This is a genomic window from Citrobacter sp. wls714 (genome assembly GCF_005281025.1).
In the GTDB taxonomy this organism is placed as follows: Bacteria; Pseudomonadota; Gammaproteobacteria; order Enterobacterales; family Enterobacteriaceae; genus Citrobacter; species Citrobacter werkmanii.
Window position 1 is genome coordinate 90,833 of sequence record NZ_SZWZ01000031.1, and the last position, 25,768, is coordinate 116,600.

At 55.3% G+C, this 25,768-nt stretch carries 25 protein-coding genes; 12 read left to right on the forward strand and 13 right to left on the reverse strand.

Going from position 1 to position 25,768, the window contains the following annotated elements; translation table 11 throughout:
- Positions 1-71: 71 nt before the first annotated feature.
- Both FDX11_RS07390 and gutQ read left to right on the forward strand, forming a co-directional pair.
- Entirely contained in the window at positions 72-845 is a 774-nt protein-coding gene (locus FDX11_RS07390) for a DNA-binding transcriptional repressor (protein WP_137361200.1), read from the forward strand.
- Complete coding sequence (gene gutQ, locus FDX11_RS07395) at positions 838-1,803, forward strand: arabinose-5-phosphate isomerase GutQ (RefSeq protein ID WP_038633059.1); 966 nt, start codon at positions 838-840, stop codon at positions 1,801-1,803. Before FDX11_RS07390 ends, gutQ begins: the two co-directional genes overlap by 8 nt.
- Here the strand turns inward: gutQ and norR are convergent.
- Positions 1,800-3,317 carry a nitric oxide reductase transcriptional regulator NorR gene (gene norR, locus FDX11_RS07400; protein ID WP_085048872.1) on the reverse strand — a complete coding sequence of 506 codons (1,518 nt, stop codon included), beginning with the start codon at positions 3,315-3,317 and terminating at the stop codon, positions 1,800-1,802. The genes gutQ and norR overlap by 4 nt on opposite strands.
- A 187-nt stretch (positions 3,318-3,504) precedes the next feature.
- Between norR and norV the strand changes: the two genes are divergently transcribed.
- Positions 3,505-4,959, forward strand: coding sequence for an anaerobic nitric oxide reductase flavorubredoxin (norV, locus tag FDX11_RS07405; protein WP_061382324.1), 1,455 nt, complete (start codon positions 3,505-3,507; stop codon positions 4,957-4,959).
- On the forward strand, positions 4,956-6,089 hold the full coding sequence (gene norW / locus FDX11_RS07410; protein WP_137397693.1) for an NADH:flavorubredoxin reductase NorW: 1,134 nt from the start codon (positions 4,956-4,958) through the stop codon (positions 6,087-6,089). Before norV ends, norW begins: the two co-directional genes overlap by 4 nt.
- Positions 6,090-6,229: 140 nt before the next feature.
- Here norW and hypF read toward each other — a convergent pair whose 3' ends face one another.
- The 3 genes from hypF to FDX11_RS07425 form a co-directional block, all read right to left on the reverse strand.
- Entirely contained in the window at positions 6,230-8,470 is a 2,241-nt protein-coding gene (hypF, locus tag FDX11_RS07415; RefSeq protein WP_137397694.1) for a carbamoyltransferase HypF, read from the reverse strand.
- 130 nt (positions 8,471-8,600) lie between these two features.
- Complete coding sequence (gene hydN / locus FDX11_RS07420) at positions 8,601-9,146, reverse strand: electron transport protein HydN (RefSeq protein ID WP_003037366.1); 546 nt, start codon at positions 9,144-9,146, stop codon at positions 8,601-8,603.
- A 145-nt stretch (positions 9,147-9,291) separates the two neighbouring features.
- On the reverse strand, positions 9,292-10,305 hold the full coding sequence (locus FDX11_RS07425; protein WP_079226091.1) for a LacI family DNA-binding transcriptional regulator: 1,014 nt from the start codon (positions 10,303-10,305) through the stop codon (positions 9,292-9,294).
- Positions 10,306-10,569: 264 nt separating this feature from the next.
- Here FDX11_RS07425 and ascF point away from each other — a divergent pair, with 264 nt between their 5' ends.
- The 3 genes from ascF (at position 10,570) to FDX11_RS07440 (ending at position 13,889) form a co-directional block, all read left to right on the forward strand.
- Positions 10,570-12,018: a PTS cellobiose/arbutin/salicin transporter subunit IIBC gene (gene ascF / locus FDX11_RS07430; protein WP_137397695.1), complete on the forward strand. Its 1,449-nt coding sequence runs from the start codon at positions 10,570-10,572 to the stop codon at positions 12,016-12,018.
- Positions 12,019-12,040: 22 nt separating this feature from the next.
- Positions 12,041-13,465 carry a 6-phospho-beta-glucosidase gene (locus tag FDX11_RS07435; RefSeq protein WP_137397696.1) on the forward strand — a complete coding sequence of 475 codons (1,425 nt, stop codon included), beginning with the start codon at positions 12,041-12,043 and terminating at the stop codon, positions 13,463-13,465.
- A gap of 172 nt (positions 13,466-13,637) precedes the next feature.
- On the forward strand, positions 13,638-13,889 hold the full coding sequence (locus FDX11_RS07440; protein ID WP_137397697.1) for a SymE family type I addiction module toxin: 252 nt from the start codon (positions 13,638-13,640) through the stop codon (positions 13,887-13,889).
- A gap of 45 nt (positions 13,890-13,934) precedes the next feature.
- Here FDX11_RS07440 and hycI read toward each other — a convergent pair whose 3' ends face one another.
- The 9 genes from hycI to hycA form a co-directional block, all read right to left on the reverse strand.
- Positions 13,935-14,405 (reverse strand): hydrogenase maturation peptidase HycI, encoded by a 471-nt coding sequence (gene hycI, locus FDX11_RS07445; RefSeq protein WP_079226088.1) that lies wholly within the window; start codon positions 14,403-14,405, stop codon positions 13,935-13,937.
- Positions 14,398-14,808 carry a formate hydrogenlyase maturation HycH family protein gene (locus tag FDX11_RS07450; protein ID WP_003037385.1) on the reverse strand — a complete coding sequence of 137 codons (411 nt, stop codon included), beginning with the start codon at positions 14,806-14,808 and terminating at the stop codon, positions 14,398-14,400. Before FDX11_RS07450 ends, hycI begins: the two co-directional genes overlap by 8 nt.
- Complete coding sequence (hycG, locus tag FDX11_RS07455) at positions 14,805-15,572, reverse strand: formate hydrogenlyase subunit HycG (RefSeq protein ID WP_079226087.1); 768 nt, start codon at positions 15,570-15,572, stop codon at positions 14,805-14,807. The genes FDX11_RS07450 and hycG overlap by 4 nt, the downstream gene beginning before the upstream one ends.
- Positions 15,572-16,114 carry a formate hydrogenlyase subunit HycF gene (gene hycF, locus FDX11_RS07460; RefSeq protein WP_061382331.1) on the reverse strand — a complete coding sequence of 181 codons (543 nt, stop codon included), beginning with the start codon at positions 16,112-16,114 and terminating at the stop codon, positions 15,572-15,574. Before hycF ends, hycG begins: the two co-directional genes overlap by 1 nt.
- A 9-nt stretch (positions 16,115-16,123) precedes the next feature.
- Entirely contained in the window at positions 16,124-17,833 is a 1,710-nt protein-coding gene (gene hycE / locus FDX11_RS07465; protein ID WP_006687169.1) for a formate hydrogenlyase subunit HycE, read from the reverse strand.
- Between the two features lie 17 nt (positions 17,834-17,850).
- Positions 17,851-18,774, reverse strand: a complete 924-nt coding sequence (locus FDX11_RS07470) for a respiratory chain complex I subunit 1 family protein (RefSeq protein ID WP_137397698.1) — start codon at positions 18,772-18,774, stop codon at positions 17,851-17,853.
- A gap of 2 nt (positions 18,775-18,776) precedes the next feature.
- Entirely contained in the window at positions 18,777-20,603 is a 1,827-nt protein-coding gene (gene hycC / locus FDX11_RS07475; protein WP_079226085.1) for a formate hydrogenlyase subunit 3, read from the reverse strand.
- A complete protein-coding gene (hycB, locus tag FDX11_RS07480) occupies positions 20,600-21,211 on the reverse strand; it encodes a formate hydrogenlyase subunit HycB (RefSeq protein ID WP_032940517.1) in 612 nt (203 codons plus the stop codon). The genes hycC and hycB overlap by 4 nt, the downstream gene beginning before the upstream one ends.
- A 144-nt stretch (positions 21,212-21,355) precedes the next feature.
- A complete protein-coding gene (hycA, locus tag FDX11_RS07485) occupies positions 21,356-21,814 on the reverse strand; it encodes a formate hydrogenlyase regulator HycA (protein ID WP_042310585.1) in 459 nt (152 codons plus the stop codon).
- Positions 21,815-22,012: 198 nt separating this feature from the next.
- Here hycA and hypA point away from each other — a divergent pair, with 198 nt between their 5' ends.
- The 5 genes from hypA (at position 22,013) to hypE (ending at position 25,721) form a co-directional block, all read left to right on the forward strand.
- The gene (hypA, locus tag FDX11_RS07490) at positions 22,013-22,369 is read left to right on the forward strand and encodes a hydrogenase maturation nickel metallochaperone HypA (RefSeq protein WP_101741655.1); all 357 of its coding nucleotides are present in this window, start codon (positions 22,013-22,015) and stop codon (positions 22,367-22,369) included.
- A gap of 87 nt (positions 22,370-22,456) precedes the next feature.
- A complete protein-coding gene (hypB, locus tag FDX11_RS07495; RefSeq protein ID WP_038633101.1) occupies positions 22,457-23,329 on the forward strand; it encodes a hydrogenase nickel incorporation protein HypB in 873 nt (290 codons plus the stop codon).
- Positions 23,320-23,592: a hydrogenase 3 maturation protein HypC gene (hypC, locus tag FDX11_RS07500; protein ID WP_137397767.1), complete on the forward strand. Its 273-nt coding sequence runs from the start codon at positions 23,320-23,322 to the stop codon at positions 23,590-23,592. The genes hypB and hypC overlap by 10 nt, the downstream gene beginning before the upstream one ends.
- Positions 23,593-24,714, forward strand: coding sequence for a hydrogenase formation protein HypD (gene hypD / locus FDX11_RS07505; RefSeq protein ID WP_137397699.1), 1,122 nt, complete (start codon positions 23,593-23,595; stop codon positions 24,712-24,714). It abuts the gene before it with no gap.
- Positions 24,711-25,721: a hydrogenase maturation carbamoyl dehydratase HypE gene (gene hypE / locus FDX11_RS07510; RefSeq protein ID WP_042310596.1), complete on the forward strand. Its 1,011-nt coding sequence runs from the start codon at positions 24,711-24,713 to the stop codon at positions 25,719-25,721. Before hypD ends, hypE begins: the two co-directional genes overlap by 4 nt.
- The last annotated feature ends 47 nt before the right edge of the window (positions 25,722-25,768 follow it).

Sequence of the window (25,768 nt, forward strand, 5' to 3'; positions counted from 1 at the left end):
TGAGCGAGTAAAGCCAACGCACATGCAGCTTGAAGTATGACGGGTAAATATAAGTCAGGGTAATCACGCCTATGAAACCTCGTCAGCGTCAGGCTGCCATACTGGAGCACCTGCAAAAGCAGGGAAAATGCTCGGTTGAAGAACTGGCCCACTACTTTGACACCACCGGCACAACCATTCGCAAAGACCTGGTCATTCTGGAAAATGCCGGAACCGTCATTCGTACCTATGGCGGCGTGGTGTTAAATAAAGACGAATCCGATCCGCCTATCGATCACAAAACGCTAATCAACACGCACAAAAAAGAGCAGATTGCCGAAGCCGCCGTCCATTATATCCATGATGGCGATTCCATCATTCTGGATGCGGGCAGCACCGTATTGCAGATGGTGCCGATGCTTACCCGCTTTAGCAACATCACCGTCATGACCAACAGTCTGCACATTGTTAACGCCCTTTCGGAGTTGGACAACGAGCAAACCATCCTGATGCCCGGCGGGACCTTTCGCAAAAAATCTGCGTCATTTCACGGTCAGCTGGCAGAAAACGCCTTTGAGCAATTCAGCTTTGATAAACTCTTCATGGGTACCGACGGCATTGATCTCAATGCCGGCGTGACCACCTTTAATGAGGTGTTTAGCGTCAGTAAAGCGATGTGCAATGCCGCTCGCGAAGTGATTCTGATGGCCGACTCCTCAAAATTTGGGCGTAAAAGCCCTAATGTTGTGTGCAGTCTGGAAAGCGTCGACAAGCTGATTACCGATGCGGGTATCGACCCTGCATTTCGTCAGGCGCTGGAAGCAAAAGGGATTGAAGTAATCATAACCGGAGAAACCAATGAGTGATGCACTACTGAACGCGGGCCGTCAGACGTTAATGCTGGAACTACAGGAAGCCAGCCGACTGCCAGAGCGGCTGGGCGATGATTTTGTCCGCGCCGCCAATACGATCATCCACTGTGAAGGCAAAGTCATTGTCTCCGGGATTGGCAAATCAGGCCATATTGGCAAAAAAATTGCTGCGACCCTCGCCAGTACCGGCACCCCAGCCTTTTTTGTGCATCCCGCTGAAGCCCTGCACGGCGACTTAGGGATGATCGAAAGCCGTGATGTCATGCTGTTTATCTCCTACTCCGGCGGTGCGAAAGAGCTGGATCTCATCATCCCGCGCCTGGAAGACAAATCCGTCGCCCTGCTGGCAATGACCGGAAAACCGACTTCGCCGCTGGGCCTGGCGGCCAAAGCCGTGCTGGATATTTCTGTTGAACGTGAAGCCTGCCCGATGCGCCTGGCGCCGACCTCCAGCACCGTGAATACGCTGATGATGGGCGACGCGCTCGCAATCGCCGTGATGCAGGCGCGCGGCTTTAACGAAGAAGATTTTGCCCGCTCGCATCCGGCTGGCGCGCTGGGCGCTCGTCTGTTAAATAAAGTGCATCATCTGATGCGCCGTGACGATGCCATTCCGCAGGTGACGCTGACTACCAGCGTCATGGACGCGATGCTGGAGCTGAGCCGCACAGGCCTTGGTCTGGTGGCTGTTTGTGACGATGCGTCGCTGGTGAAAGGCGTCTTTACCGACGGCGACCTGCGCCGCTGGCTGGTTGGCGGCGGCGCGCTCACCACGCAGGTTAGCGAAGCAATGACCCATAATGGCATTACGCTGCAAGCGCAGAGCCGCGCGATTGACGCCAAAGAGATCCTGATGAAACGCAAAATCACTGCCGCACCGGTGGTAGATGAAAACGGAAAACTCACCGGTGCTATCAACCTGCAGGATTTCTATCAGGCCGGTATTATCTAATCCTTCAGCCCCAGGCGTTTCGCCAGCCGGTGCAGGTTGGCGACGTCTGTTTCCAGCGCCCGCGCGCTTGCCGCCCAATTGTGATTATTTTGCGCCAAGGCCCGGCGGATCATCTCGCGCTGAAATGACTCCGTTGCCTCACGCAAATTGTGATGCTGCGGGATCTCTGCCACGACGTCCGGCTGCGGTACAGGGCTTTCATCCTGCAAGGCAAAATGCTGTGCCTCCAGCACCACCTCATCCCCTGCCCGGGTAGCCCTTGCCAGCACAACCGCCCGATGAATGGCATGTTCCAGCTCGCGCACGTTTCCGGGCCAGCCGTAACTCAGCAGATGATTACGCGCGCCGGGGCTTAACACCACGCGGGAAAGTCCCAGCCGCAGCCGACATTGCTCGCAAAAATAGCCCGCCAGCAGCACTACATCTTCGCCGCGCTCACGCAGTGGCGGCACGGAAAGGGGAAAAACGCTCAGGCGATGAAACAGATCTGCGCGAAAATTCCCCGCCAGCACCTCTTCGCGTAAATCACGATTGGTCGCCGCCAGTACGCGCACGTCAACGCGCAGGCTGCGATCGTCCCCCACACGCTGAATATCGCCATACTGTAATACGCGCAGCAGCTTGGCCTGCAACGCCAGCGAGAGTTCGCCAATCTCGTCGAGAAACAGCGTGCCGTTATCCGCCATTTCAAACTTACCGCTACGATTACTGATAGCCCCGGTAAAAGCCCCTTTTACGTGACCAAAAAGTTCACTTTCCGCCACGCTTTCGGGCAACGCCGCGCAGTTGAGATACACCAGCGGATTCACCGCACGCGGCGAACCTTCATGGATAGCTTTGGCTACCAGCTCCTTCCCGGTCCCGGTTTCGCCGCTTATCAGTACGTTGAGATCGGACCCTGCCACAATCTCAATCTCTTTTTTCAACTGCATCATATTGGGCGACAGACCAATCATCTGGGTTTCCGTCACCTGCTCGAAAGCCGTCGACGAACCCGGCAGCATATTCTGGCTTTCCAGTTGTTCAATCAGCAACGCATTACTCAGCGCCCCCGCCGCCAGAGCGGCAATTAGCCTAAGCTCTTCATCGCTGAAGACATCGAACTGATCGGGCTCCATGCCATCCAGCGTTAACGCGCCAATCAGATTTTGTCCGGCAAACAGCGGCAACCCAATGCAGGCATGGACTTTCAGGCTCTCCTGACCCGGGATTAACCCGTCATAAGGATCGGGCAGATCGCTGTCGGCAGGAAAACGTACCACGTCCCCGGCGCGGGCAATCGCCTCCAGCCGCGGATGTCCCTCCAGCGTGAAGCGGCGGCCGAGGACATCCTGCGCCAGGCCATCGATAGCCAGCGGGATAAACTGTCGCGACTCGTAGCGCAGCAGTGCCGATGCGTCGCACTCCAGCACCTGGCGCAAGGTCGTGATCAGGCGCTGAAAACGGTCCTGATGTCCGATACCACTTTGTAATTCAATGGCGATACCCGCCAGCACATCTACTGAAAAGCTCATGGCAACCTCATAGTCATTTTGACAATTTATTTTGTCATATCGACAATGAAATAAACAGTCATTTTGACTATCACTTTATAGACAATAAATAATAAATCATTAAAAATCAAACAATTAAAAAGTTGGCACGCAACCTGCAATTAACAAAATATCTTTTTAGAAAAATGCTGAATTAATTGAGGTTGCTATGTCTATTCTGGTTAAAAATAACATTCATTGGGTTGGCCAACGTGACTGGGAAGTGCGAGATTTCCACGGCACTGAATACAAAACGCTGCGCGGTAGCAGCTACAACAGCTATCTCATCCGTGAAGAAAAAAACGTGCTGATCGATACAGTAGACCACAAGTTTAGCCGTGAATTCGTACAGAACCTGCGCAGTGAAATTGACCTCGCGGATATCGACTACATCATTATTAACCACGCGGAAGAAGATCACGCCGGTGCGCTGACCGAACTGATGTCCTGCATCCCGGACACGCCAATTTACTGCACCGCTAACGCGATTGATTCCATCACCGGCCACCACCATCATCCGGAGTGGAACTTCAACGTGGTGAAAACCGGTGATTCTCTGGACATCGGCAACGGCAAACAGCTGATCTTTGTTGAAACGCCAATGCTGCACTGGCCTGACAGCATGATGACCTACATGACCGGCGATGCGGTACTGTTCAGTAACGACGCCTTCGGCCAGCATTACTGCGACGAACGCCTGTTCAACGACGAAGTTGACCAGACCGAACTGTTCGAACAATGCCAACGCTACTACGCCAACATCCTGACCCCGTTCAGCCGTCTGGTGACGCCGAAAATCACTGAAATCCTCGGCTTCAACCTGCCGGTGGATATGATTGCGACTTCTCACGGTGTGGTATGGCGCGAAAACCCAACGCAGATCGTTGAGCTGTACCTGAAATGGGCGGCGGATTATCAGGAAGACCGCATCACCATCTTCTACGACACCATGTCCAACAACACCCGCATGATGGCGGACGCCATTGCCCAGGGCATCAACGAAGTTGACCCGAACGTGGCGGTGAAAATCTTTAACGTCGCCCGTAGCGACAAAAACGAAGTCCTGACCAACGTCTTCCGCTCTAAAGGCGTGCTCGTCGGTACCTCCACCATGAACAACGTGATGATGCCGAAAATCGCCGGACTGGTGGAAGAGATGACCGGCCTGCGTTTTCGTAACAAACGCGCCAGCGCCTTTGGTTCTCACGGCTGGAGCGGCGGCGCAGTTGACCGCCTGTCCACCCGTTTACAAGATGCAGGTTTTGAGATGTCGCTTAGCCTGAAGGCGAAATGGCGTCCGGATCTGGATGCGCTGGAACTGTGTCGTCAGCACGGTCGTGAAATTGCACGTCAGTGGGCGCTTGCTCCGCTGCCGGAAACGACCGTCAAAGCGGCAACCAAAGAAGAAGAGTGCGCCTGTGCCGCTGCGTCTACGGCTGCCGCTGACCTCGGCCCAAGCATGCAGTGCAGCGTATGCCAGTGGATTTACGATCCAGCAAAAGGTGAACCGTTGCAGGATGTCGCGCCAGGTACCCCATGGAGCGACGTACCGGATAACTTCCTGTGCCCGGAATGTTCATTAGGTAAAGACGTCTTCGACGTACTGGCAACGGAGGCAAAATGAGCCGCGAAATTGTCATTATTGGTTCGGGCTTCGCCGCCCGCCAGTTAGTCAAAAATATCCGTAAACAGGATGCAACTGTTCCGTTGACCCTGATTGCCGCTGACAGCATGGATGAGTACAACAAGCCCGATCTCAGCCACGTTATCAGTCAGGCACAGCGTGCAGACGACCTCACCCGCCAGTCGGCGGGGGAGTTTGCCGAACAGTTTAACTTGCGCCTGTTCCCATACACCTGGGTGACCGACATCGACGCCGATGCCCACATCGTGAAAAGTCAGGACCAACAGTGGCAGTATGACAAGCTGGTTCTGGCTACGGGGGCTTCAGCCTTTGTGCCTCCAGTTACCGGACGTGAGTTAATGCTCACACTGAACAGCCAGCAAGAATACCGCGCCTGTGAAACGCAACTGCGTGATGCCCAGCGGGTACTCATTGTCGGCGGTGGCTTAATTGGCAGTGAACTGGCAATGGATTTTTGTCGTGCCGGTAAAGCGGTAACGCTTATCGACAACGCCGCCAGCATTCTCGCCTCGCTGATGCCACCGGAAGTCAGCAGTCGCTTACAGCATTGTCTGACCGATATGGGTGTGCATCTGCTGCTGAAATCCCAGCTTCAGGGTCTGGAAAAAAATGAATCGGGTATTCGCGCCACGCTCGATCGTAGCCGCAGCGTAGAAGTCGATGCAGTGATCGCCGCCACCGGTCTGCGCCCGGAAACGGCGCTGGCCCGTCGCGCCGGATTGAACATCAATCGTGGCGTCTGCGTCGACAGCTATCTGCAAACCAGCCACCCGGATATTTATGCGCTCGGCGACTGTGCGGAAATTAACGGTCAGGTGCTGCCGTTCCTGCAGCCGATTCAACTGAGCGCCATGTATCTGGCGAAAAACCTGCTCGGCGGCAATGCGCCATTGAAGCTGCCTGCCATGCTGGTAAAAGTTAAAACGCCGGAACTGCCATTACATCTGGCAGGGGAAACCCAGCGTCGTGATCTGAACTGGCATATTGCCGCTGAAGCGCAAGGTATGGTGGCCAGAGGAATGAACGAAGAAGGCCAGCTATGTGCGTTTGTGGTCAGTGAAGACCGAATGAAAGAGGCCTTTACGCTGCTGAAAACGTTGCCCGTGTAAGTTTGTGATGCCGGATGGCTGCCGCGCCTTATCCGGCAATGCCGCTACTGATTTATTAACCTCACGCACATGGACGTGCGTTGCCACTTGTCGGTATGCCCCGACATGTTTTTCTTGCCCCGCCAGTCCCGGGGCTTTTTTTATTTTTGCGCCAACCAGCGCGCCGCGGTAATCACGCCCTGCCCCAGCGATAATCCCCCATCCCCCGCCGGTAAACGCTGCGGAAACAGTAAGGTGAAATCAGCCAGATAAAATGCCAGCCGCGATGACAACAAACGGTTATGCATCACGCCACCGCTGAATACTAACGTCTTCACGCCACGCGCTTCGGCCTGCTCACGCATCAGCGTGGCAAACCCACACGCCAGCGCATCATGAAACGCCCACGACCTTGCTGCAGGCGCCCCTTGCCAGTTCAGCCATTGCTGCCAAAACACAGCCAGGTCAAGTTCATTACCTTGCAACGGGATGGTTACCGGATGCTCAACACCATCACATTGCGAGGCCAACGCCTCCAGCGCGCAGGCGGCCTCGCCTTCATAACTCAATGAAGTCGGAGCGCACTGGAGCGCGGCGGCAACGGCATCAAACAGCCGTCCGCACGATGACGCCAGCGGGGCATTGATCCCCCGCTCAATGGCGCGTGCCAGCACGTTCCAGTTTTGCTGTTGCAGCGCCGATGTTTCCGGGTAACGCTGCCAGTCAGGGACAAAACGCAGACACTGCGCGAGCAGGTTACGCCACGGCTGCTTTGCCGCCAGATCGCCGCCCGCCAGCGCGACCGCGGGTAAGCCACCCAGGTGTTCGCATTCACGATAGTTGACCCGCAAACACTCTCCGCCCCACAGCGCGCCGTTTGCCCCCATGCCGATACCGTCTACCGTCAGAGCGATAACGTCGCCACCGTCCAGCGGCCAACCGTGCTCGGCAAGGCTCGCAGCGGCATGCGCATGGTGATGCAGCACCGTTTCGGTCGGCAGATTCATCTCACTGGCCCACTGGCTGGAAACATAGCCGGGGTGAGCATCATGAACAATACGCTGTGGCGTAAAGTCATAAATGTTCTGGATCAGGTGCAGCGCATCACGCCACTGCTGCTGGATGCCGTCATCACTGAGATCGCCCAAATGCTGACTGATAACCGCCTGTTCGCCGCGCACCAGACAGAAGGTATTTTTTAGATCCGCGCCTAAACACAGCATCGGCGGCACGTCGCGAAATCCCGGCGGCAGTGCTATCGCATCCGGCACGTAACCCCGCGAACGGCGCAGCATTTCCCCGCTTTCACGCACCACGGAGTCATCCATACGCTGCACAATTTCGCGGTTATGCAGCAGGAAACCGTCGGCAATCTCGCGTAAATCTGCCAGCGCCTGCGCGTTGGTAATGGCTGGCGGCCTGCCGCTGAGGTTGCCGGAGGTCATTACCAGCGGGCAATTCATCTCTTGTAACAGGAGATGCTGCAACGGATTCGCTGGCAACATGACGCCAACTTCCGTTAACCCTGGCGCAATTCCCTCGCTCAGTGCCGCTACACAGCGTTTCTGCACCAGCACGATCGGCGCGGCAGGAGTGGTTAACAGACGACGTGCGGCTTCAGGCAATCCGTCGTCAGCAGGCAACATCACCGCCAACGGTTTAGCCGGGCGATGCTTACGCAAGCGAAGCAGCGCCACGGCGCCATCATTTCGCGCATCGCAGACCAGATGAAAACCGCCAATACCTTTCACCGCGACAATGCCGCCCGCTTTTAGCAACGCCACCGCCGCCTGCAGCGCGTCTTCTTTTTCCGCTCGCTCACCCGCGCTTAACCACTCAAGATGTGGGCCACATTGCGGGCAGGCAACAGGTTGGGCGTGAAAGCGACGGTCGTAGGGATCGCGATACTCTGTATCGCATTGCGCACAGAGAGGGAAGGACGCCATCACGGTAAACGGACGGTCGTACGGCATGGCGCGGATAATCGTAAAACGTGGACCACAATGAGTACAGTTGATGAAGGGGTAGCGATAACGACGTTCGCCGGGGGTGTTCATTTCAACAAGGCATTCGGGACAAGTCGCGGCGTCCGGGACAATTTGCGTATTCATCGTACCGCCTGCACTTTGGCGAATCGAGAAATCGGCAGGCTGCTGCGTCCAGGCGAATGGTTCGCTCTCAATGCTATCAATGCGCGCCAGCGGCGGACAATGTTGATGCAATTGCGCAATAAACTCCGCCGGATCTTCCTGTAAGCGCACCACCACACCGTCACCGTCGTTGCACACGTCGCCATGCAGTTGCAGGCGCTGCGCCAGTTGCCAGACGAAGGGGCGAAAGCCGACACCCTGTACCTTGCCGCGAATACGCAACTGTACGCCGGAGTGGTTGTTGATTGTCATTATGTCCTTCCCGCAGTCATCTATCCCGGTTTGCCGGATGGCGGCTGCGCCTTATCCGGCCTACATGACTCCCGTGTAGGCCTTAAAGCTGCGCGCCATCAGGCACGTATTTTACGCGGATTTTTAGCGATCAGAACAGCAAAGATGCGGTGGAATCCAGCGCCGCGCGACGGCGTTTTTCAGCGCTCAGTTGCTCAAGCTTATTGCGATCCACATAAATCAGCGCGTGAGTCGGGCAGACTTCCATACAGGCAGGACCCGCTTCACGGTGGTGGCACAGGTCGCACTTGTTGGCTTCGGCTTTTTCTGCACGAACGTTCAGGCCCGCGCCGCTGTTACGCACAACCGGACGCACGACAACTTCCATTGCCCCATAAGGACACGCCACCACGCAGGTTTTACAGCCAATGCAGCGTTCCTGCATCACGTGGACAAAGCCTTTATCACGGCTGATTGCTCCGTTCGGACAGACGTTAGCGCACGGCGCGTCTTCACACTGGCGACACAGCGTTGCCGTGGAGACGTTAACGCCTTTGATGACGTGAATGCGGGGTAAAAAGGTTTCAGGGGTCAGCGATGCGCAGTCCTGGTTATCCTGATGGGATACCACGCAGGCCACTTCACAGGTACGGCAACCAATGCATTTATTGGCGTCTGCAATGATGAAACGGTTCATCAATTTCTCCAGCAATGACAGATTATCTGCCGAAGCATTCACGAATCGTGCCAAATTTTAATATACTGTTATTAAAGGATTTTTATTTTGATGGATGTGAGAATGGTGTGTCATCGTCACTAGTGACGATGACAAATGACAGCCGTCAGCGCGAAACATACGGCGCAACAGAGTCGCGCTGAATGAGTTCCCCGATGAAGATTTTTGGCGGTGTAAATACTCCATCGCCCAGCATAAATATCAGGCGGCCGATCGTTTCCTGGATCATTTCCGTCACCGGAATTTTGACGCTGGAAAGCGCCGGAATAGTGTATGGCGCGATGGCGATATCATCGAAACCAATCACCGACACCTGGGCAGGCACGCGGATACCCTGCTCATGCAGCTGCTTCATCGCGCCTATCGCCATATCATCATTACTGGCCACCAGCGCGGTAAAATTGACCTTGCGTGCAAGCAAGGTATCAACGCCCGCCGCACCGCAGGCTGGCGTCCATTTTCCTTTGACAATCAAATCATTATTTAGCGGAATGCCATGCGCAGCCAGCGCGTCTTTATAGCCTGAGAGTCGTTCCACGCCGGTAGGTGAATCCATCGAGCCGGTAATAAAACCAATCTCCTGGTGCCCGGCGGCAATCAACTGCGCAACGGCGTTAAAGCTGGTTTGTTTTTGATCGCACCAGACGCTGTGGCTACTGTTTTTACGCAGCTGTCGGTTAAGCACCATAATCGGCTGGGTGTGCGCGTCAATGATCTCGTCTATTTCATCCACGCTGAGAAAACGCGGATAAATCATAATCGCGTCACAGCGCAGGTCGAGTAAGTACTGGATCGCCTGACGCTCTTCCTCTGCGCTATGCTTACCATCAGCCAGCAACAACTGGCGCCCCTTATCCTCCGCCATCCGCGCGGTGTGAAACAGCAGCTCGCTGAAATAGACGCCATGATAAAGAGTGTTGGTCACCACCAGACCCAGCGTTTGCGAGGTCTTCGCTGCCAGGCTGCGCGCCAGTAAATTAGGGCGGTAACCACTCTCTTCAATGGCCTGAAACACACGGTCTTTGGTTTCCTGGCTGACGTAACCGTTCCCGGAAAGCACCCGGGAAACCGTCGCTTTCGACACCCCGGCCCGCTTTGCCACCTCCAGCATCGTAGTCATAGTAGTCATCCCTTTTCTCTTAATGTGACGCAGTGTACTGCACCGTTTCGCTGCTGTCCTTGCTGCTAAAACGCGGCGCCTGACATCTGGTGATCATCATCACAATTATAAAAATAATAAAAATTAAATCTTGTTTAAAAATTATAAATTAAACATTCTTTTGTGGAACCGGTTTCCTATTTGAGTTTCATCAACTCAGAAACGCGACCTGCGCAAACGGATAAAAACACAACGTACCCTACTGATAAAACAGGATTAAATCCGATGTCCAAGAATTATGCAGCGCTGGCGCGCTCCGTTGTGACGGCTCTGGGAGGCGTCGACAACATCACAGCAGTGACTCACTGTATGACCCGTTTGCGTTTCGTTATCAAAGATGATGCGCAGGTCGATAGCGCGACACTGAAAACACTTTCTGGCGTGCTGGGCGTAGTACGTAACGATAATCAGTGTCAGGTGATCATCGGCAACACCGTTTCGCAGGCGTATCGCGAAGTTGTCAGCCTGCTACCTGCCAACATGCAGCCTGCTGAGCCGCAAACCAAACCCCGGCTGACGCTGAAACGGATTGGCGCGGGGATCCTCGATGCGCTGATCGGCACGATGTCACCGCTGATCCCGGCAATTATCGGTGGATCAATGCTCAAGCTGCTGGCAATGGTTCTGGAAATGACCGGCGTACTGGTGAAAGGATCATCCACCCTCACCATTTTGACCGTCATCGGCGACGGCGCATTCTTCTTCCTGCCGCTGATGGTCGCCGCTTCGGCAGCCATTAAATTCAAAACCAACATGTCACTGGCCATCGCCATTGCGGGTGTGCTGGTCCATCCCAGCTTTATCGATCTGATGGCAAAAGCCGCGCAGGGTGAGCACGTTGAGTTCGCGCTGATCCCGGTGACGGCGGTGAAATATAGCTACACAGTGATCCCGGCACTGGTCATGACCTGGTGTCTGTCATACATCGAACGTTGGGTGGATCGTATCACTCCGACAGTGACCAAAAACTTCCTCAAACCGATGCTGATCGTGCTGATCGCCGCCCCGCTCGCGATCGTTTTAATCGGTCCGATTGGTATCTGGATCGGTAGCGCAATTTCAGCGCTGGTCTATACCATTCACGGCTATCTCGGCTGGCTGTCGGTCGCCATTATGGGCGCATTGTGGCCGCTGCTGGTGATGACGGGTATGCACCGCGTGTTTACGCCCACCATTATCCAGACCATTGCCGAAACCGGTAAAGAAGGCATGGTGATGCCGTCTGAAATCGGCGCCAATCTGTCGCTGGGTGGTTCATCGCTGGCGGTGGCATGGAAAACCAAAAACCCGGAACTGCGTCAGACGGCGTTAGCGGCCGCCGCGTCAGCCATCATGGCTGGCATTTCCGAACCCGCGCTGTACGGCGTGGCGATCCGTCTGAAACGCCCACTGATTGCGAGCCTAATCAGCGGGTTTATCTGCGGCGCCGTTGCCGGCATGGCTGGACTGGCGAGTCATTCCATGGCGGCCCCCGGCCTGTTCACCAGCGTCCAGTTTTTCGATCCGGCTAATCCGATGACCATTGTCTGGGTGTTTGGCGTGATGGCGCTGGCGGTCGTGCTTTCCTTTGTATTAACACTGATTCTCGGCTTTGAAGATATTCCTGTCGAAGATGCTGCCGCGCAGGCCAGAAAAAATCAGGCCGCACAACCGGGCAATATCGCCAGCATTTGACTGGCATGAACTGAGGTTAACTATGTCTGTTTTTCCGCAAGGATTTTTATGGGGCGGCGCGCTGGCCGCCAACCAGTCTGAAGGGGCATACCGGGAAGGCGGCAAAGGGCTGACCACCGTCGATATGATCCCCCACGGCGAACATCGGATGCCCGTTAAGCTGGGTCAGGAGAAGCGCTTTACGCTTCAGGATGACGAATTTTATCCCAGCCATCAGGCGATCGACTTTTATCATCGCTATAAAGAAGATATTGCGCTGATGGCGGAAATGGGGTTTACGGTTTTTCGCACCTCAATAGCCTGGAGTCGTCTCTACCCTAACGGCGACGAACTGGCGCCGAATGAAGAAGGTATCGCCTTTTACCGGGCCGTTTTTGCCGAGTGTAAAAAATACGGTATTGAGCCGTTAGTCACGCTATGTCACTTCGATGTGCCCATGCACCTGGTTACCGAGTACGGCTCCTGGCGGAATCGCAAAATGGTGGAGTTCTTTACCCGTTACGCCCGCACCTGCTTCGAGGCCTTTGACGGCCTGGTGAAGTACTGGCTGACCTTCAACGAAATCAACATCATGCTGCACAGCCCCTTTTCAGGCGCCGGGCTGGTGTTTGAAGAAGGTGAAAATCAGGATCAGGTGAAATATCAGTCCGCCCACCACGAACTGGTTGCCAGTGCCCTGGCGACGAAAATCGCCCATGAAGTAAATCCGCAAAATCGGGTCGGCTGCATGCTGGCGGGGGGTAATTTTTATCCTTATTCCTGTAAACCAGAAGATGTGTGGACCGCGCTGGAAAAAGACCGCGAAAACCTGTTCTTTATTGATGTGCAGGCGCGTGGGGCTTATCCCGCCTACTCCGCCCGGGTATTTCGCGAAAAAGGCGTGGCGATAGAAAAAGCCGCGGAAGATGACGACATCCTGAAGAACACCGTCGATTTTGTCTCGTTTAGCTATTACGCATCACGCTGCGCCTCCGCTGACATGAATACTGGCAATACCAGCGCTGCCAACGTAGTGAAATCACTGCGTAATCCGTACATTGCCGCCAGCGAATGGGGCTGGGGTATCGATCCGCTTGGCCTGCGCATCACCATGAATATGATGTATGACCGTTATCAGAAGCCGCTGTTTCTGGTGGAAAACGGACTGGGGGCGAAAGATGAAATCGATGCCAACGGCGAGATCAATGACGACTATCGCATTCGCTATCTACGCGAACACATCCGCGCCATGGCTGATGCCATTGAGGATGGTGTGCCGCTAATGGGTTACACCACCTGGGGCTGTATTGATCTGGTTTCCGCCTCTACCGGCGAGATGAGCAAACGCTACGGTTTTGTGTATGTGGACCGCGATGACGCGGGTAACGGCACGCTGACTCGCACCCGCAAAAAATCATTCTGGTGGTACAAAAAAGTGATAGCCAGTAACGGGGCCGATCTGGCGTAACCGCTCAGCCGGAGGAGTCTGTAATCCTCCGGCTGAATCGCTTATTTTCATTTCATGAATTGCATTCCAAATGTGGAATCTTCCTTCCAGTTTCCGGTTTGCCCTTGCGCATTTTTACTGGCATTTTATTCAGTAGTTTTTGCTCTTATCCGTTCACCACAAGGAAGCGTTCATGTCTGATGAAAATGGCACAACAGCAGTGGCTATCACCAAACCCGTACGTCGTTTGAAAGTGGGTTATGTCAGAAAACGCCATGAAGATCGTAACACGGGTTTCACGCTCCGTATCAGTCGGCATGCCTCGCTAACGCTGAACGGCGACTGGCTGGAACAAGCGGGATTTCCTACCGGGACGGCAGTGAATGTATCGGTGATACAGGGGAAATTAATTATTGAGCAGGCAACGGAAGAACAGAGAGTGTGAGGCTCAAAACAGGCCGGATGCCACGGGCATCCGGCGCTGGTAAGGTTAGTCTTCTGGCGCTTCTAACCCGGAAAATCCACCGTGGCCTTCCCACCCGGCTAATCGTTGATAGACTGTCTCGACCGCATCTTTGATTGGCTGCGTCATCGGGTAATAAAAACCGACAATATCCGGCTGAATGCCGAGGAAGATCACCTCGCCAACATCCTCTTTTAGCTGATCGACCAGATAGTTCAGCGGCATGTTGTGGGTGGTCATCATGAACATTTCGGCAATATCATCAGGGTCGATAATGCGGATTTCACCAGGGTTTAACCCCATGTCGGTGGCATCCACAATCAACAGACGCTGCGGGCGCAGTTCACGGATAGCGACGATATCGTTTTCCGGCGCGCTGCCGCCGTCGATGACAACCCAGTTGCCCTGAGGACTGGCAGCGCACATTTCCGCCAGTAGCGGACCCGCGCCGTCATCGCCCATCATGCTGTTGCCGACACAAAGTAAAACGTCAGTCACGGTGTCTCCTCACCATCAGATAGATGGCGCTTTCCTGGTGAATATCATGCAGCATGCTGAGCATCAGCTTGCTCCACTCCTGCTGCTGAGGAGTCTGCACGGCGCGCGCATCATCAAACGCGCGAGCCAGCATTTGCACATGGTTGAAATCGATGACGATCTCGCCATACTTCGGCACGCCTTCCATTTTCCGGCGGGCTTCGCTTCCTTCGGCAAGCGTGGCAATCCATGCCAGATATTCATCCCACGGACAGGTTAACGCCGCTTCCAGGCAATCGATGATCCCAAGGTGGTGACCAATCGCCAGGCTGTAATAGACAACCTGCTGCGCCTCTGCGGGCGTCGCATCGTTCTCATCAATAAACTTACGGCTCAGTTGACTGAACACCACCGTTTCACTCATCGGATACGCGCCTCTTCGACTACATGGTTAAGATACGTGACGATTTCGGTCAGACGCGGATCGTTTTCCGCTTCCAGCCAGCGCGCCACCTGATGTTCACCCTGCCCTAACTGCGTCATATAGTCATCAGCAATCTGACGGCCGTAGCGGTATCCCGCCAGACGGCGAGCTTCGCGGTCCACCTTCACACGCAGTGGTTGAACCATGTCCGGATGCAGAATTTCAGCGGGCTGTTCGTCCAGTTCACCTGGCGCACGCGCATGAATTTTCTGTTCCAGCAGACCCAGCGCCATCGCAAAACCGTACAGCGTTGCCGCAGGCGTCGGCGGACAGCCAGGAATATACACGTCCACCGGTACGATTTTATCCGTGCCGCCCCATACGCAGTATAAGTCGTGGAAGATACCGCCGCTGTTGCCACAGGCGCCGTAAGAGATACAAATTTTCGGATCCGGCGCAGACTGCCAGGCGCGCAGCGCCGGAGAACGCATCGCGCGAGTTACCGCGCCGGTAAACAGCAGGATATCCGCATGGCGCGGCGACGGTACCACTTTGATACCAAAGCGTTCGGCATCAAACAGCGGAGAGAGCGTGGCGAAAATTTCGATTTCGCAGCCGTTGCAGCCGCCGCAGTCCACACGATAAACATATGCTGAACGCTTGATGCTTTTCAGCAGCGATGCTTTCATGCTGGCAATGGATTCATCCACCGTCATCGGTACCGGAATACCGTTGGCGTCACGTGGGCCTAATAAATTGCTCATCAGCTGGCCTCTTTCATATGGCGAGTCAGTTCAATACGGTCAGACGGCACCAGACATTTCTGGCGCTTACAATCCGGGCAGGTCTCAAAGCTTTCACGGTGGTTTTCCGCGCGGCTGTCACCGTTGTGCTTGAGCAGCGCAATGGCGTAATCAATCTCTTTTTGTACCGCGAACGGGCGGTTACAGACGCGGCAGTTACACAGCGAAAAGCGAGACTGCTGCAGGAAATCTTCTTTCTTCCATACCGCCAGCTCATATTCCTGCGACAGCTTGATCGCCGCCGTCGGGCAAACTTCTTCGCAGCGGGCGCAGAAGATGCAGCGACCGAGGTTGAACTGCCACGCCAGCTCATTGGTAGCCAGATCGGTTTCGACCGTTAGCGCGTTAGACGGACACGCATTAACGCAGGCCGCGCAGCCAATGCACTGCTGCGGATTGTGCTCTGGTTTGCCGCGGAAGTTTTTATCGACCGCAATCGGCTCCAGCGGATACGACGACGTCGGCGCCCCGGTTTTGATGACTTTTTTGATAAAGGTAAACATGGCGATTCCTTATTTCAGCGGCGAGTTTTTACGCTCGATGCTGTAGCGCTCAAGTTCTTTGTACGGCACGACTTTGCTCTTCTTCTTACGCACATCGACCACGGTCATACGGTCGGTACAGGAGTAGCAAGGATCGAGGCTACCGATAATCAGCGGAGCATCGGAAACAGTGTTGCCACGCAGCATGTAACGTAGCGTTGGCCAGTTGGCGTAGGTTGCCGCACGGCAGCGCCAGCGATACAGTTTCTGGTTATCGCCGGTCATGCTCCAGTGGATGTCATCCCCGCGCGGCGCTTCGGCAAAGCCCAGCGCGAAGCGGTGAGGAATATAGGTAAAGCCTTCCACCGCCAGCGGGCCGCCCGGCAGGTTGTCCAGACCAAAGTCGATCATGTTCAGTGCGGTATAGACTTCATTGATACGGACTTTAAGACGAGAAATAACATCGCAACCCTGCTCACTGTGCACTTCCATCGGCAGCAGGCCATAGCCCACAAACGGGTGATCGGCACGGGTATCACGCGCGTGACCGCTGGCGCGAACCATCGGACCGACGTTACTAAAGTCGCGAGCGATTTCTGGATCCAAACGACCAATACCCACGGTACGCTGTTCCATGTTCGGCGTGCTGAGCAGCATATCGACCAGTTCCTGCACCTCACGACGCATCTGCTGCGCCAGTTGACGGGTCTGGATCATATCGTCTTTCAGCAGGTCACGACGGATACCGCCGATCAGGTTCATACCGTAAGTTTTACGCGCCCCGGTGAGGATCTCCGCCATCTTCATCGACGTTTCACGCACGCGGAAGAACTGCATAAAGCCGGAGTCAAAACCGGTGAAGTGACAGGCCAGGCCGAGATTCAGCAGATGCGAGTGCAAGCGTTCCACTTCCAGCAGAATGGCGCGGATCATCTGTGCGCGTTCCGGCACTACAATACCCATCGCATTCTCTACGGAGGTGGTATAGGCGGTGCTGTGGGCAAAACCGCAGATGCCGCACACGCGGTCCGACAGGAACGTCACTTCGTTGTAACCCATACGGGTTTCCGCCAGTTTCTCCATGCCGCGGTGGACATAGAACAGACGGTAGTCGGCGTCGATGATGTTCTCGCCGTCAACAAACAGACGGAAGTGACCGGGCTCATCGGAGGTCACGTGCAGCGGGCCAATCGGCACCACGTTATTTTTCTTGTCGCCCAGTTCGTTGATGAACTCGTAGGTTTCAGCATCGGTAGTCGGCGCCGGGCGCTGACGATAATCCATACTGTCTTTACGCAGCGGATACAGCTCGTCCGGCCAATCATCCGGCAGCACCAGACGACGTTCATCCGGCAAACCGACCGGGATCAAACCGTACATGTCGCGCACTTCACGCTCGCCCCAGACGGCAGCCGGAACGCGTGGCGTGACGGATGGGAATTCCAGCTTATTGGCATCCACTTCAACGCGGACGGTGATCCAGCACTTGGTGCCCTGCTCCATCGACATCACGTAATAAACGGCGTAATGGCCGCACAGCTGACGTTCGTCGTTACCAAACAGCACGGACAACCAGCCGCCCTGTTTGTAGTACAGGAACTCAACCACTTCCGGCAGGTAGTTCACCTTGACGGTGATAGTCAGCTGATCTTTAGTCTGCCAGGCTTCATCCAGCACCACGCCCGGAAAGGCCTGGTGCAGAGCGGCGAGATAGTGTTGACCTAATTTTTCTTCAGACATGCTCAAACTCTCTTAAATCACGCCACCAGCAAGGAGACGAACGCTAAAAACGCAAACCCAAAACCGGCCCAGGTCACGCGTGAAGTGGCGCAAAAACGCAGACGCGCCATGCTGTTTTCGAACAAGGCGATGACCAGCACGCCGAGAACCAGCTTGACGACGGCAATCACCAGCGCCAGCAGCAACCCACCCGCGGTGAAGGTTTCCATCTGTCCCCACGGCAGGAACACGCCGACGAACATTTGCAGAACGACCAATTGCTTGAGGCTAATGCCCCACTTCAGCACCGCAAAACCGCTGCCGCTGTATTCGGTCAATGGACCTTCCTGCAACTCCTGCTCTGCTTCCGCCAGATCGAACGGCAGTTTGCCCATTTCGATAAAGGTGGCGAAAGCACAGGCGCACAGCGCCAGAATCAGCGGGATGCTGCGCGCAGCAGGCCAGTGATAAACGGTATCGGCGATATTGCTGATATGCGTTGAACCCGCAACCTGCGCCGCTACCCACAGCCCCAGCAGCAGGATAGGTTCAACCAGCACGCCGAGCATCGCTTCACGGCTGGCGCCAATAGCGGTAAACGGACTACCGGTATCCAGACCCGCGATAGAGAAAAAGAAACGGGCGATGGCGAACAGGTAAATTAAGGTGATCAGATCGCCCAATTGCGGCAGCGGTGAACCAACACTCACGACCGGTAACGCGGTGGCAATAGTCAGCATCACGCCCACCATCACAAACGGCGTCAGGCGGAAAACCCAGCTGGAATCCGCAGGCGCAATGCTCTGACGGCCCAGCAGTTTGATAATGTCGCGGTATTCCTGCAAAACGCCCGGACCGCGGCGATTGTGCAAACGCGCACGCGCCACGCGGGTCACACCGGACAGCAGCGGCGCAACGGCAAACAGCACCAGCGCCTGAATTAACGGATATAAAACACTCATTTTCAGGCTCCTCGTGAAACCACAATCACCACCAGCACCGCCAGCTCAATCAACGCCAGGCGACGAAACAGCACCGGGGCAGCGGCATTCTGCCAGCCCGGAACCAGTGATACCGGGTTTAGCCATTTACGCAGTTTGAGTACCGGGGCAAAGGCTTCTTTCACCGGCATGGCAAAACCGTGTGCGGTAACAACCATTGACTGCTCGTGATCGTAACCACACACCCATGCCGCACCGCGTGAACGCGACGGCAGACGGTTGCCTTTGAAAATTGCCATGATGATGAACGGCAGCAGCGGACACGCGATCAGCAGCAGCGTGATCATTGGCTGAGAAACGGTGGTGTTCGCCGTTTCCAGCGGCAGTGGAACAGCAGAGGAAATCATCGGCAGCAGCCACGGCGCAGCAACGCCGCCAATCACGCAGCAGATAGCCAGCGCAACCACGCTCACGCCCATCAGGATTGGCGCGCAGCAGGCATTTTCAGCTTCCTTCGTGCGCGGCGCGCCAAGGAACGTAACGCCATACACTTTCGCCATACACATCACCGCCAGCGCGCCAGTAATCGCCAGTCCTACCGCCAGCAACGGCCCTAACAGACGACCGACAAACGCGCCGCTGTTACCCAGTTTAAAGAAGGACTGATAGATGACCCACTCACCGGCAAAACCGTTCAGCGGCGGCAGTGCGGCCATCGCCATCAGGCCAACCAGCATCGCCAGAGAGATAACCGGCATACGTTTACCGATACCACCCAACTTCTCGATATCACGATGACCGGTACGGAACCAGATGCTGCCAGCACCGAGGAACAGAACGCTTTTGAACAGGCTGTGGTTGACCAGGTGATACAGACCACCGGTCAAACCCAACGCAATCAGCGCCGGTTGATTCAGCGCAATCCCGGTTACGCCTGCGCCCAGACCCAGCAGAATAATGCCGATATTTTCCAGCGTGTGGTACGCCAGCAGACGCTGGATGTTATGTTCCATTAACGCATACAGACCGCCGACAAATGCGGTGATCATGCCCAGCACCAACAGCGTAATGCCCCACCACAGCGGCGCGTTACCGCCCAGCAGAGACAAGGAAAGAATACCCAGCAGACCGACCTTCATGACCACGGTAGAAAACAGTGCCGCAGCCGGCGCGCTGGCGTTGGCGTGTGCCTGCGGCACCCAACCGTGCAGGGGGATAATCCCGGCCAGCAGGCCAAAACCCGCCACGCCCAGCAGCCAGATGTCAGACCCAAGCGGCAGCTCCTGGGTGCGCAGGTCAAGCAGGCGCAGCTCCAGCGTGCCGTAACGTTGCCACACCAGGTAGCAAGCAATCGCCAGCAGCAACGTGCCGATACGCCCCAGCGCAAACCACAGTTTGCCCTCTTTACTGCAACCGGTCAGGAACACCGCGCACAGCGCCATGATTTCCGCCATCACCACCAGCGTACCGAGGTTGCTGGCAACCACCGCACATACAGCTGCGGCCATCAGCAGATTCACCAGCAGGCCGTTGGCTTTCACCTGTGGATGGCGATGCCAGTCAATGTTGTACAGGCTGACAAACAGACCACACAGGCCCAGGGTAATCAGCCAGATAGCGTTCAGCGGCGTGACTTGCAGACTATGGCCGATAAACGGCATCACGCCGCTAATCGCAACGGCGCGGGTCAGTACAAGAAACCCCGCAGCCGCCGTACACAAACTGCCAACCGCGCCGCCAACCCCTGCAATCCAGCCGCTCAGCGGTTTATGAAATGAAAACAGAAATGCCAGAACCGCAGCCGCTGTAAACCAGGCCACGCCGCTGTTAATCAGTGAAATTGCGCTCATTTTGCATCTCCACTTTGAGCCTGCTGAAACAAGGTGAGATCGCCGAAGTCGGTATTGAAAGTCAGCTCACGTTTACGTTTGCTGGCGCGGGCGATATCCATGTTGCTCACCAGATGCAGGGCTTTGGTCGGACACATGCGTACGCAGGCCGGACCTTGCTCGTCAAAACTACACAGATCGCATTTCACCGCGATGGCACGAACGCCCGGAACCCAGTCCAGCAGCGTGCTTACGCGAGCTGGAGCTGGCGGAGCCGGAGGCGCTTTTGATGTATTGGCGTTTGCCGGGATATGCAGCGGACGGCTACCGGAAAACTCAATAGCACCGAACGGACAGGCGATCCCGCACAGTTTGCAGCTTACGCACAGGCTTTCATTCAGCTGTACGGCGCCATCAACGCGATTAATCGCATTAACCGGACAAACGGTAGCGCATGGCGCATCTTCACACTGGTGGCAAAGCTGCGGCGCGGATTCTTTTTCATTTAACATCACTTTCAGGCGCGGCATTGACTGCAGGCCATGCTGGCGATGTGTCTCTGAGCAGGCGGCTTCACAGGTGTGGCAGCCGATACAAAGAGTGGAGTCAGCAATTACAAAACGATTCACCAGGCATTCCTCAGGTGATAGTCATTTTTGACGAAAACATGTCAGACAAATGTCATTTCGACATTTTTCGACATGCCCATTCCCTAAACTGTCGTGACGCAGTATTAAAGCCGCATCATGACAAACGTGGGCAGCACCCGAGGCTTAAGCCGGGCTATGTCCCTCAACCAGCTGGCTTAAATTCACCGGCATATTGTTTTCAACCGCCGTATACAGGCTGTCATAGACGCTGGCGATTTTTTCGAGATAGTGCTCCAGCACCTGATCGCGATCGCGGTTGCTGATACGCTCATCAACTTTACCGTCGATGGTCAACTGTGCCTGTGCAATCAGTTGTTTATCATCACCCTCTTTCGTTTCGACGTAATACTCGATGGTGTGACTGTTAAAGCCATCCGCCAGCGTGACGTAGATAACGAAGTGTTCAAAAAGGACAAAGCACAGATCTTTGTCCGGCGCGCAGCTCATCGCATGATGCAAACGCGCTTTCGACAGGGTGATCCCCTGAACCAGCGAGTTGCAGTAAATACGCCACTGGTCCTGTAGGCGACGATGCCGTTCAGCGATGTAATCGGCTTTTTCGCTTATTTCCCAAATAGTCATGTCAGGTTACCCGTTTAGCAGAGATGAACAGCCTTAAGCACATTTCATGCCAAAATTAATTTCATTTAGTTTCATAAACATAAAAAATAAAAGGCGGGTGACGATGTGTCATTTCGTCATCGTCGTCATTGTCACGAATGAAAAAATTCAACCTGGCATGTTTATTGCTTTTAATACGACAACTTCATAGGAGGCGGTATGCACGAAATAACCCTCTGCCAACGGGCACTGGAATTGATTGAACAACAGGCCACGCAACACGGAGCAAAGCGAGTAACTGGGGTCTGGCTCAAAATTGGCGCATTTTCCTGCGTAGAAACCAGCGCTCTCGCCTTTTGTTTTGATCTGGTATGCCGTGGGACCCTTGCAGAAGGTTGTAAACTCCACCTCGAAGAACAAGAAGCAGAATGTTGGTGCGAATCTTGTCAGCAATATGTCACGTTACTGACGCAACGCGTGCGCAGATGTCCGCAATGCAACAGCGATATGCTGAGAATTGTGGCCGATGACGGCTTACAGATTCGACGAATTGAAATAGGCGACGCCGAAGACTAATTCCGGTGGCACCTGCCAGGCCGGAGAAGACGCTTGCGTCGCCATCCGGCAAAAAGCCTGTAACAAGAAAGAGATCAGGAGTGAGCGATGTGTACGACATGTGGTTGCGCTGAAGGCAACCTTTATATAGAGGGTGATGAGCATAATCCCCACTCGGCGTTTCGCAGCGCGCCATTTGCCCCGGCGGCTCGCCCGGCGCTGAATATTACCGGTGTGAAAACCTCTAATTTCGCACCGAGCCAGACCGCAGAAGGCGACCTTCACTACGGTCATGGCGAGGCGGGTACCCATGCGCCAGGCATGAGCCAGCGCCGTATGCTGGAAGTCGAAATTGACGTGCTGGACAAAAATAACCGTCTGGCCGAACGTAACCGCGCCCGTTTTGCCGCTCGTCAGCATCTGGTATTAAACCTCGTATCAAGCCCGGGCTCTGGTAAAACGACGCTGCTGACCGAAACGCTGATCAAGCTGAAAGACAGCGTACCGTGCGCCGTGATTGAAGGCGACCAACAGACGGTCAACGATGCCGCCCGTATTCGCGCCACCGGCACCCCAGCCATCCAGGTCAACACTGGTAAAGGTTGCCACCTTGACGCGCAAATGATTGCTGACGCCGCGCCGCGTTTGCCGCTTGATGACAACGGCATTCTGTTTATTGAAAACGTCGGTAACCTGGTCTGCCCAGCCAGCTTCGACCTCGGCGAACGTCATAAAGTGGCGGTGCTGTCCGTCACCGAAGGCGAAGATAAGCCGCTAAAATATCCGCATATGTTTGCCGCCGCATCGCTGATGCTGCTCAATAAAGTGGATCTGCTGCCGTACCTCAATTTTGATGTTGAAAAGTGCATCGCCAGCGCCCGGGAAGTGAACCCGGACATTGAGATCATCCTGATTTCCGCCACCAGCGGCGAAGGGATGGACCAATGGCTCTCCTGGCTGGAGACACAGCGATGTGCATAGGTGTTCCGGGTCAAATCCGCACCATTGATGGCAACCAGGCCAAAGTCGACATTTGCGGTATTCAGCGCGACGTCGACCTGACGCTGGTCGGTAGCTGTGATGAAAATGGTCAGCCGCGTCTGGGTCAGTGGGTACTGGTCCACGTCGGCTTTGCGATGAGCATCATTAATGAAGCAGAAGCGCGCGACACGCTCGACGCACTGCAAAACATGTTTGACGTTGAGCCGGATGTCGGCGCGTTGCTGTACGGCGAGGAAAAATAAATGCGTTTTGTTGACGAATACCGCGCACCAGAACAGGTGATGCAGTTGATAGAGCACCTGCGTGAACGTGCCGCTCTCCTCCCCTACACCGCCGAACGACCGCTGCGCATCATGGAAGTTTGTGGTGGTCATACCCACGCTATTTTCAAATTCGGGCTCGACCAGTTGCTGCCCGAAAACGTGGAGTTCATTCACGGCCCTGGCTGCCCGGTTTGCGTTCTGCCGATGGGCAGGATCGACAGCTGTGTTGAAATCGCCAGCCATCCGGAAGTGATTTTCTGCACCTTTGGCGACGCCATGCGCGTGCCGGGAAAACAAGGCTCACTACTACAGGCCAAAGCGCGCGGCGCGGATATCCGCATCGTCTATTCGCCGATGGATGCGCTGAAGCTGGCGCAGGAAAACCCGACGCGTAAGGTTGTGTTCTTTGGTCTGGGTTTTGAAACCACCATGCCGACCACCGCCATTACCCTGCAGCAGGCCAAACAACGCGATGTGCAGAACTTTTACTTTTTCTGTCAGCACATTACGCTTATCCCCACGCTGCGCAGCCTGCTGGAACAGCCGGACAACGGCATCGATGCCTTTTTAGCACCGGGGCATGTCAGCATGGTGATTGGCACCGACGCCTATAATTTCATTGCCTCAGATTTCCATCGTCCGTTAGTGGTCGCCGGCTTTGAGCCGCTCGACCTGCTGCAAGGCGTGGTGATGCTGATTGAACAGAAAATCGCGGCCCAAAGCCAGGTCGAAAACCAGTACCGCCGCGTAGTACCAGATGCCGGTAACGCCTTAGCGCAACAGGCCATCGCTGAGGTATTTTGCGTCAACGGCGACAGCGAATGGCGCGGTCTGGGCGTGATCGAATCGTCTGGCGTTCACCTGACGCCGGACTATCAACGTTTTGATGCCGAAGCGCATTTTCAGCCAGCGCCACAGCAGGTATATGACGATCCACGCGCGCGTTGCGGAGAGGTGTTAACCGGCAGATGTAAACCGTATCAGTGTCCATTATTTGGCAAAACCTGTAACCCGGAGACCGCGTTTGGCGCACTGATGGTCTCCTCAGAAGGCGCATGTGCCGCCTGGTATCAGTATCGTCAGCAGGAGTGTGAAGCATGAACAGCGTACAACTCGCCCACGGTAGCGGCGGTCAGGCTATGCAGCAGTTGATCAACAGTCTGTTTATGGAGGCTTTTGCTAATCCGTGGCTGGCGGAACAGGAAGATCAGGCGCGTCTGGAACTGGCGCAACTGGTTGCAGAGGGCGATCGTCTGGCGTTCTCTACCGACAGCTACGTTATCGACCCGTTGTTCTTCCCCGGTGGCAATATCGGCAAGCTGGCTATCTGCGGTACGGCGAACGATGTCGCCGTCAGCGGCGCGATTCCGCGTTATCTCTCCTGCGGGTTTATCCTTGAAGAAGGTCTGCCGATGGAGACGCTGAAAACCGTCGTCAACAGTATGGCGGCAACCGCACGCGAAGCGGGCATCGCCATCGTGACCGGTGATACCAAAGTCGTGCAGCGTGGCGCCGCGGATAAGTTGTTCATCAACACCGCCGGTATGGGGGCGATCCCCGCCAACATTCACTGGGGCGCACAAACTCTCGGCCCTGGCGATGTATTGCTGGTTAGCGGTACGCTCGGCGACCATGGTGCAACCATTCTTAATCTGCGCGAGCAATTGGGTCTTGATGGCGAACTGGTCAGTGACTGTGCGGTGTTAACGCCGCTTATCCAGACGATACGTGATATACCCGGCGTGAAGGCGCTGCGTGACGCCACGCGTGGCGGCGTGAATGCGGTGACGCATGAGTTTGCCGCATCATGTGGATTTGGTATTGAGCTGTCTGAAGCGGCCCTGCCTGTGAAGCCTGCGGTGCGTGGCGTTTGCGAGCTGCTGGGCCTCGATGCGCTCAACTTTGCCAACGAAGGCAAACTGGTGATTGCCGTTGAGCGTCAGGCTGCTGAAAGCGTGCTTGCCGCGCTGCACGCGCATCCGTTAGGACGCGATGCGGCAATGATTGGTGAAGTGGTTGAACGTAAAGGCGTACGTCTTGCCGGACTGTATGGCGTGAAACGAACCCTCGATTTACCACACGCTGAACCATTACCTCGTATATGCTAGCAGCCAGTTGGCAGCAGACTGTAGGCCGGATAAGACGCATTTGCGTC